This is a genomic window from bacterium, from assembly GCA_030699905.1.
Classification (GTDB): domain Bacteria; phylum Patescibacteriota; class Minisyncoccia; order Phycocordibacterales.
Window position 1 is genome coordinate 1 of record JAUYKQ010000016.1, and the last position, 6,525, is coordinate 6,525.

The 6,525-nt window shown below is 43.4% G+C and carries 9 protein-coding genes; 8 read left to right on the top strand and 1 reads right to left on the bottom strand.

What is annotated here, in order from left to right:
* The first annotated feature begins 564 nt into the window (after positions 1–564).
* The 4 genes from Q8P86_01880 to Q8P86_01895 all read left to right on the top strand — a co-directional run bounded on the left by Q8P86_01880 (position 565) and on the right by Q8P86_01895 (position 4,253).
* Positions 565–1,131 (top strand): alpha/beta fold hydrolase, encoded by a 567-nt coding sequence (locus Q8P86_01880; protein MDP3996426.1) that lies wholly within the window; start codon positions 565–567, stop codon positions 1,129–1,131.
* A gap of 72 nt (positions 1,132–1,203) precedes the next feature.
* Positions 1,204–1,749, top strand: a complete 546-nt coding sequence (locus Q8P86_01885) for a nucleotidyltransferase family protein (protein ID MDP3996427.1) — start codon at positions 1,204–1,206, stop codon at positions 1,747–1,749.
* An 871-nt stretch (positions 1,750–2,620) separates the two neighbouring features.
* Entirely contained in the window at positions 2,621–3,304 is a 684-nt protein-coding gene (locus Q8P86_01890) for a hypothetical protein (GenBank protein ID MDP3996428.1), read from the top strand.
* Complete coding sequence (locus tag Q8P86_01895) at positions 3,285–4,253, top strand: HAMP domain-containing sensor histidine kinase (GenBank protein ID MDP3996429.1); 969 nt, start codon at positions 3,285–3,287, stop codon at positions 4,251–4,253. Before Q8P86_01890 ends, Q8P86_01895 begins: the two co-directional genes overlap by 20 nt.
* Positions 4,254–4,350: 97 nt before the next feature.
* Here Q8P86_01895 and Q8P86_01900 read toward each other — a convergent pair whose 3' ends face one another.
* Entirely contained in the window at positions 4,351–4,578 is a 228-nt protein-coding gene (locus Q8P86_01900) for a hypothetical protein (GenBank protein ID MDP3996430.1), read from the bottom strand.
* A gap of 106 nt (positions 4,579–4,684) precedes the next feature.
* Between Q8P86_01900 and Q8P86_01905 the strand changes: the two genes are divergently transcribed.
* The 4 genes from Q8P86_01905 to Q8P86_01920 form a co-directional block, all read left to right on the top strand.
* Positions 4,685–4,906 carry a hypothetical protein gene (locus Q8P86_01905; protein ID MDP3996431.1) on the top strand — a complete coding sequence of 74 codons (222 nt, stop codon included), beginning with the start codon at positions 4,685–4,687 and terminating at the stop codon, positions 4,904–4,906.
* A 55-nt stretch (positions 4,907–4,961) separates the two neighbouring features.
* Positions 4,962–5,543, top strand: coding sequence for an NAD(P)H-dependent oxidoreductase (locus Q8P86_01910; GenBank protein ID MDP3996432.1), 582 nt, complete (start codon positions 4,962–4,964; stop codon positions 5,541–5,543).
* Between the two features lie 209 nt (positions 5,544–5,752).
* Positions 5,753–6,079, top strand: a complete 327-nt coding sequence (locus Q8P86_01915) for a hypothetical protein (GenBank protein MDP3996433.1) — start codon at positions 5,753–5,755, stop codon at positions 6,077–6,079.
* An 86-nt stretch (positions 6,080–6,165) separates the two neighbouring features.
* The coding region (locus Q8P86_01920) for a GTPase (GenBank protein ID MDP3996434.1) at positions 6,166–6,525 on the top strand (360 nt) is incomplete at its 3' end.

Genomic DNA, 6,525 nt, shown 5'->3' on the forward strand with positions numbered 1-6,525 from the left:
TGGGGAATCGAAGGGCGGAGCGTTGTCGAGCGAGCACGCGAGACCGCGAGCCGGGGTCGCAAGTTCCGAGCTCGACGGAGCGAGGAAACTTGTGACCGAAAGCGTACTCGCGGTTCCCCTTAGGTCTAGGTCCACAAAAAACAACGAGCCCGAGGCGTTAAGCCTCGGGCGACTATGTTTTTGCGGACCTAAGGGGAATCGAAGGGCGGAGGCCAGTTTTGTTCAGTAGAACAAAAGGCCGAGCCGGGGTCGCGGAATTTTATGAGCGTCGGCGAATATACGCCCCTGCGCAATCGCATGGTGATTAGGTGGAACTTGCTTCGCTCTTTTTTATTCCCGTGCAGAGCATAGGGTGTTAAGGGGCGTATATAAGCTCCTCGGCTCGGAGATGAAAACGCAAAGCCGTTTTCATCTCTCTCGCTCTACGTCGCTTATAAAATATCCGTGACCGAAAGCGTACTCGCGGTTCCCCTTATGTCCAAAATTGAGGATAATGATGCCTGTTCTCATTAGTGCCAATAGTATTGTCTGACACTATAACAAAATGATAAGATGTGAATACATATGAGCAATGTATTTATTTTTCACGGAACAGAGGGAAATCCCGATGAAAATTGGTTTCCATGGTTAAAACGGGAATTGGAGCAAAAGGACTGTAAGGTCTTTGTGCCACAATTTCCCTCGCCACCAATAGTGCCAGCAAAAATAGCAGAGTGGTTTGATGTTCTAAAAAACTATAAGCATTACATAAATGAAAATACTATTCTCGTTGGTCATAGTTTAGGTGGAATATTCGCCTTGCGAATATTAGAAAAATTAGGGCATCCTATAAAAGCTGCTATTTTTGTTGGAACACCTGTCGGCGTTCGGCCGATTAAGAACTATGACCGAGACAATGGTTTTAGTGGTTTTTCTTTTGAGTGGGAGTCACTAAAAAAGAAAGCCACTGACTTTGTGGTTTTTCAATCCGATGATGACCCTTATGTCGGTTTAGAAAATGGTAAGGAACTTTCAAAAAATCTTGGCGTTGAGCTTTCTTTTATACCGAACGCCGGACATTTTAATAAAAGAGCTGGCTATCTCAAGTTTGAGAAATTAAGAGATAAGGTTTTAGAAATTCTGGAAAAATAATTTGTATGGCGAACATATAATCAAAATTATGATAATAGTACCCGTCCCAATTAGTTATTTATTCTTACTGAAATGACCGAAAAAGACATCCTCAACATAATTGAAAAGGACGAATGGATGATGAACATCTTGCATGTCGCGGAAAAACTGAATTTCCCCGATTGGGTTATCGGAGCAGGGTTTGTGAGAAATAAAGTTTGGGATTATTTACACGGATATGCTAAAAAAGAAGTTGAAACAAACGATATAGATTTGGTTTATTATGACCCGAACGGAAACGATCAAAAAACTGACGAAGATCTATCACAAAAATTACGAAAAGAAACTGGCATAATATGGGAGATAGTAAATGAAGCGTATGCTCATAAGTGGAATAATGTGCCACCATATAAATCAACCGAGGATGCACTTTCTCAATGGCCGGAAACGGCTACGGGCATAGGTGTCAGGTTGGAAGGTGGCAAATTAAAATTAATTGCGCCTCATGGTATAGATGATTTAATAAATTTAATTATCAAATCAAGTCCAAAATTCAAAGGTGGGATAGAAAGAGTAAAAGAGAGGGCAATGGAAAAGAAATGGATAGAGAAATGGCCAGAGTTGAAATTTAATCAGTAGTCGCCATTTTTTTTAAAAAAGAAAGCCGAAGCCCGCGCGGATTCCTCCCCATTATCGTCAAGCATTAAAGTCGGCACAACAAGGGCGCGCTTTCATGATGCCTTTTTTAAAAAATAAATATTGAGTTACAATTGAGATAATTGTGAAAAAAGGTTACATACGAAGAATCATCTCCAGCAAGAATTGGTAACACTTTCTGCTCTGAATATACTTGCGTAATTTTTCCGGAGCGAAAAATTTCTTTGGACAAAAAACAGGCGTTGAGCGGTACATAACCCGCTCAACGCCTTGAAAAAAAGAAAAAATACTCGCTCCATGCGCCTCATCCTATGGAGACAAAAATGATGATGGCTATAAACAGTAAGAGCAAAGTGATATTGCTCGTTACGGTCTTCCACCGCGGTTCGTACTCCTCGTCAAACAGTGAATCGAGTTGCCAATCTCGATCGTCCCCGTGAGGGATACCGACGAAGTTTCCGTTCTTCATAACACCTTTTGTGTGATGGCCACCAAAGAGGTAAAACACTCTTTTGCATGGCCTGTTTGGTTCTGCCCAACATCCGAAACGGATGCGCCTCAAGGCATTATGGACAGACATTCTGTAAATAAGGTTCCCATAAAAACCTCCTTATGTCAATCAAAACGCTGTGGATAGGAATAAGAGGCGGTAAAATCAGAATACACTAACTTCTGGCGGTCGCTGATAATTAGTGTATGTGGAAAAGTAAAAGGAAGTTTTAAATTTACTTGGTGAATGTCAATCCTCAAACTTTTGAGTGGTAAGACATCTGTTGATAAGCTATGTTGCCACCCTTGTCGCAGGCGTGTTAAAGTTTAAATGTTAATAATTAACAAATAAAATTTAAGATATATGACGGAGGTACCAATGATGCAATCGGATATCATGGTGCTTGGGCTTCACCTTGATGTTTTTCTTATGTACGCGGCGGGTGTTTTTTATGCTTTGTGCGCTTTTCTTGTTCTAAAGTCCTATCGGCGCGAACGTGGCGAACTTTTAGGCGCGTTCCTTGCGTTTCTTACATATCAGGCGCTCGCTATGATATTCATGGGTATTGAATTTCACACCATGAACCTTCTTTACGGCGAAATTGCGGCGGTTGCGGTGTTCGTGGGTTCCGCCTACATGATAAAATTTCCTTTCAGTTCGTTTTCCCGTGGCACGCGACGTATCGTGTTTCTTTTGACGCTTATCGTGTCTCTGGCAATTTTTACATGGTTCCTGCTGACGCCGGAACGGAAAATGCTCCTCATGCCATTCGTACTATGGTATGACATTATCGTAAACGGTCTTGTTGTCGGTGGAGCCATAATTATTTTCGGAATGAGAGTCGGTCCTCCGCAGAGAATGAAGGCCCTTGGCGGAGGCGCGGGAGTCGTCAGTTGTTGTGTTGTAGCGAATGCCAGTATGCTCAGTGGAGCTTTTATCACGAGCGCTTTTTTCCAGTTTCTCGCGCCGGTCCTTATCATAGGTTCCCTCGTATTTGCGCGAAAACGACAAAGTGTCCCTTTGTCGTATGGAACACCGCTACCGTAGGAATATGATACTGAACGTAGTAGAGAGAATTCTCACGTATACGCTCGGAGGCGTTTTGGGTGCCGCTCTTGGCTACCTCGTCCTATCATATTGGATGCCTTATCTTGAGAATGAACGCTCTACGTTCATCATCTCGGCAGGCGTGCTTGTCGGTATATTGATAACCGCGGCAATACTTGAGAGAAAAAACGCTGTCGTTCTTAAGGAAAACAGCGCCTTGCGAGAAGAGGCCATCGCTCTTATTACGCATGAGATGCGCACCGGTCTCACGTCAACCGGTTGGGCTATAAAACTCATAACAGACAAGTACCGACAGGCGATATCTCCCGAGGACTTCACCATGCTAAACGGCGTCATCAGTTCCATTCAAACAACCGTCATGCACACGGTAAATCTTTTGGACGTCAGTTTGCGTGATATCGGCAAACTTTCCATAGTTCTTGAATGGACAACTCTCGGAAAAGTAGAGCAGATGGCGCGGGAAATCGCGGAAAAGTACCGCTACGGCGCCGACGAGAAGGGGATTAAGCTCACCTCCGACATTAAGCTTGACCGTGACCGAAATGTGGAAGTGGACATACTTCGCCTTCGTATTGTGATTGAAAATCTACTTGAGAACTCACTGCAATACACGATGCTCAAAGAAAAAAGTATAGTGTTTCGCGTGACAAACGACCATGTAAATATGTACATTGATGTTTCCGATACAGGTATAGGCATTCCGAAGGTTGAACAAGAAAAGATATTTTCGGAGTTCTACCGCGCGAGCAATGCCCGTAACAAATTGGGACACGGGAGCGGTATCGGTCTTTACATGTGTCATCAATATGTCACGGCACATCATGGCACTATTTCGTTTACTTCTGAACAAAACAGTGGAACATCTTTTCATGTATCAATACCGCTCAAGTCCCGTGAGAATGTAACTGAATTTCTGGAAAAGGTTTAGGGTGTGTTAGCGCGAGGACGTGTATAGTTACAAAAAAACCGGCAAACGAACGAGTCGTTGCCGGTTTTGGAGTGGTTCTGTGGTTTGCACAACCGCTTCAGTTCAATATCGGCTCAAGGCCGTGCTCGCGCAGGGCACTGCAGATCCGTGCGTAGCTGTCGCTTTTAGCTGTGGCTGAAATGACCACAGTGAATCCCACAAGCTCGGCCCCGGGAAAAGCGTCTCGGACGGCTTGTTTAGCGTCTAAAATTATTCTCACCGGCACGGAGTCATCGGTGATGGTGAGGGGATTGAAAACAACCGGAATAGTTTTTCTAAGTTTCATTATTTTCCTGTTTTCCTTTCTGTTTTAACTTTATCATAAATTTTCAAACTGTCAACTGCTGGGGAAAACTTTTTTTACATAATATTTTCTATGGTAGTATATAAACATGTTTAATTTTTTAATGAAAAAAATGGTAAAGGCCAAGCTCAAAAACATTCCGGATGCCGAGCAGGAAAAAGTGATGGCCATGATAGACAAAAATCCGGCTCTTTTTAAACAAATTGCCGACGAAGTGCAAGCCAAGGTAAAAGAGGGAAAAGATCAGTACACCGCCTCCATAGAAGTGATGAAGACACACGAGGCGGAGCTAAAAGCCATGTTAAAATAGCGTCTTTGATGTTTTTTGCGCGCGATTAGAGTTTTTTCAATCAAAACTGTTCAATATGGTACGACAAAAGGTCTTAATAATACTTGGACATCCGGACAAGGAATCCCTCCTCGGTTCTTTTGCCGACTCATACGAAAAATCCGCAAGCCAAGCAGGACATGAAGTAAAGAGGATAAACATCGGGGAACTTCAATTTGACCCTATTTTGCACAAGGGCTACAAGGAAATTCAAACGCTTGAGCCGGACCTTTTAAAAGTTCAGGAAAAAATTCATTGGTGTAGCCATCTGGTAGTTTTATATCCAACGTGGTGGTCCACAATGCCGGCGCTTCTCAAGGGTCTTTTTGACAGAATGTGGTTGCCCGGCTTTGCCTTTAGTTTTAAGAAAAACGGTTTAGGTTGGAGAAAACTTTTAAAAGGCAGAAGCGCCAGAGTGATAGTGTCTTCAAACACGCCTCCGTTTATCGCTCGTATACTTTTGGGCGATACTACAAACGAAATTCGGCGAGGCATTTTGAAGTTTTCCGGTTTTTCTCCCGTAAAGCTTTTAAAGATAGGACGCATGGAGACCATGTCAGAAAAGAAAAAAAATAAATGGAGGGCGAGGATGGAGAAATTGGGAAGAAGAGGAGAGTAAATGATTTACGCAAGCAACCTCTTATATGTCAATATAAACAAAGCAAGGTAAAATATGCGTTGCGGTTTTTTGTAGAAATGGTACAGTAAAGTTTGGGAAATAAGGCACGACTCCACTTTTTTAAGTTGTATCAATACCAGGTATTCATACGGCGAGGGTCGTGTTTTTTCGTACAAAATTCGGCAAAATAGTAAAACAGAAGGAAGATTATGGAAAAAGGCGAAGCGATGCAGTGGCTGGTTAACCACAAAAGAGAGGTTTTCAGGGTGTTTGCTCAAATTACCAACGACTGGTTTCAAGAAAAAGAGGAGGGGACTTTGACGCAAAGTATGACCCCGGGTACCAGAGACGTTTTCCGCAAGATTATGAACGGTGAAATGGATTTTCAGGACTTTGACATCTGCGCCGGGTTTATGGGATACACGGTGGAGGACGTTTTGGAACTTGCCCTATGCAGGATGAACATGGAGTGTTCAGAAGCGGACTTACCGAAAATGGTGGCCCACTTGTGGTTGCCGGAAGAATTGAGCGTTTAGCGAGGGGGGAATCCCTTGCTCGTAGAGGAGGAAAACCCTCCTCTTTTTGTTTTGTAATTCAGTAATTTAATGATAAGTTAAGGGTTATGAGTTTAAGCATCGGAATAGTCGGACTGCCAAACGTGGGTAAATCCACTTTGTTTAACGCGCTTACAAAAAAAAGCGTTCCGGCGGAAAATTATCCTTTTTGTACCATAGACCCTTCGGTGGGGGTGGTGGCCGTGCCGGATAAACGACTAACTCTCCTTAGTCATTTCAGCAATTCTGCAAAAACCGTGCCGGCGGCGGTGGAATTCGTGGACATAGCGGGACTTGTGAAAGGCGCCTCGGAAGGACAAGGTCTCGGCAACAAGTTTTTAACCCATATCAGAGAAGTGGATGCCATAGCCGAAGTCGTGCGCGCTTTTGAGGATAAAGACATCATTCATGTATCCGGCAAAGTCAAC

Bases quoted from the DNA above. Each gene is read 5' to 3' on its own strand.
- Q8P86_01915 (MDP3996433.1), top strand. From the start codon at position 5,753: ATGGAAAAAGGCGAAGCGATGCAGTGGCTGGTTAACCACAAAAGAGAG.
- Q8P86_01910 (MDP3996432.1), top strand. From the start codon at position 4,962: ATGGTACGACAAAAGGTCTTAATAATACTTGGACATCCGGACAAGGAA.
- Q8P86_01890 (MDP3996428.1), top strand. From the start codon at position 2,621: ATGACGGAGGTACCAATGATGCAATCGGATATCATGGTGCTTGGGCTT.
- Q8P86_01900 (MDP3996430.1), bottom strand. From the start codon at position 4,578: ATGAAACTTAGAAAAACTATTCCGGTTGTTTTCAATCCCCTCACCATC.
- Q8P86_01905 (MDP3996431.1), top strand. From the start codon at position 4,685: ATGTTTAATTTTTTAATGAAAAAAATGGTAAAGGCCAAGCTCAAAAAC.
- Q8P86_01885 (MDP3996427.1), top strand. From the start codon at position 1,204: ATGACCGAAAAAGACATCCTCAACATAATTGAAAAGGACGAATGGATG.
- Q8P86_01895 (MDP3996429.1), top strand. From the start codon at position 3,285: ATGGAACACCGCTACCGTAGGAATATGATACTGAACGTAGTAGAGAGA.
- Q8P86_01880 (MDP3996426.1), top strand. From the start codon at position 565: ATGAGCAATGTATTTATTTTTCACGGAACAGAGGGAAATCCCGATGAA.